Annotated in this window: 1 protein-coding gene; it reads left to right on the top strand. The window is 65.9% G+C overall.

Going from position 1 to position 1,139, the window contains the following annotated elements; translation table 11 throughout:
- The first annotated feature begins 47 nt into the window (after positions 1 to 47).
- Positions 48 to 1,139, top strand: coding sequence for an IS630 family transposase (locus ACQKM2_RS40855; protein WP_427719286.1), 1,092 nt, complete (start codon positions 48 to 50; stop codon positions 1,137 to 1,139).

The following is a 1,139-nucleotide window of genomic DNA, read 5'->3' as shown; positions in this document are numbered from 1 at the left end:
CTAGTCTTCCGAGTCAGGAATTCTGTTCAGATGTGTAGGCTTGCGGTATGGCACGTACGGGGCGGCCGAAGGCCGAGTTGACGTTGTCGGATGAGGAGCGGGCCGCGCTCGAGGGGTGGGTGCGGCGCCGTTCCACGCCGCAGGCGTGGGCACTTCGCTGCCGGATCATCCTGGCCTGCGCGGAAGGCGCTTCCAACAAGGACGTGGCAGCCAGTCTCGGCTCGACCGCGCATGCGGTGGGCCGGTGGCGGGCGAGGTTCGTCGAGCACCGGATCGCCGGCCTGGGAGACATGCCGCGATCCGGCGGTCCGCGATCGGTCACGGACGAGCAGGTCGCCGCTCTGGTCACCAGGACGCTGGAGTCGACGCCGAAGGACGCGACGCACTGGTCGACGCGTTCGATGGCGAAGGAGACGGGCCTGTCGCAGTCGACCGTGTCGCGGATCTGGCGGGCGTTCGGCCTGCAGCCACACCGCTCGGAGACCTTCAAGCTTTCCACGGACCCGTACTTCGTCGACAAGGTCCATGACGTCGTTGGCCTCTACCTCGACCCGCCGGAGAGGGCCCTGGTCTTCTGCGTGGACGAGAAATCCCAGATCCAGGCGCTGGACCGCTCGCAGCCCGTCCTGCCGATGATGCCCGGTGTCCCGCAGCGGGTCACGCACGACTACGTCCGCGCCGGCACCACCACCCTCTTCGCCGCCCTCGAGGTCGCCACCGGCAAGGTGATCGGATCACTCCACCGCCGCCACCGCGCCGCGGAGTTCAAAAAGTTCCTCATCAAGCTCGACAAGGAAGTCCCGGCCGGCCTCGAGGTCCACCTGGTGCTGGACAACTACGCCACCCACAAGACCCCGGCCATCAAGACCTGGCTGGTGGCCCACCCCCGATTCCACCTGCACTTCACACCCACCGGGTCGTCCTGGTTGAACCTTGTGGAGCGATGGTTCGCGGAGCTGACGAACAAGCAGATACGGCGAGGCGTTCACAAGACCGTCCAGGCCCTGGAACAGGACATCCGGACCTGGATCGCCGCATGGAACAGCGATCCGAAGCCCTACGTCTGGACCAGAACCGCGGACGAGATCCTCGAACGCCTCGCCAGCTATCTGAACAGAATTCCTGACTCGGAAGACTAG

The sequence above is a fragment of the Streptomyces sp. NPDC004126 genome, from assembly GCF_050275515.1.
GTDB lineage: Bacteria > Actinomycetota > Actinomycetes > Streptomycetales > Streptomycetaceae > Streptomyces.
The sequence above is the reverse complement of the archived record's forward strand: the minus strand, read 5'-3'. Positions and strand labels throughout refer to the sequence as shown.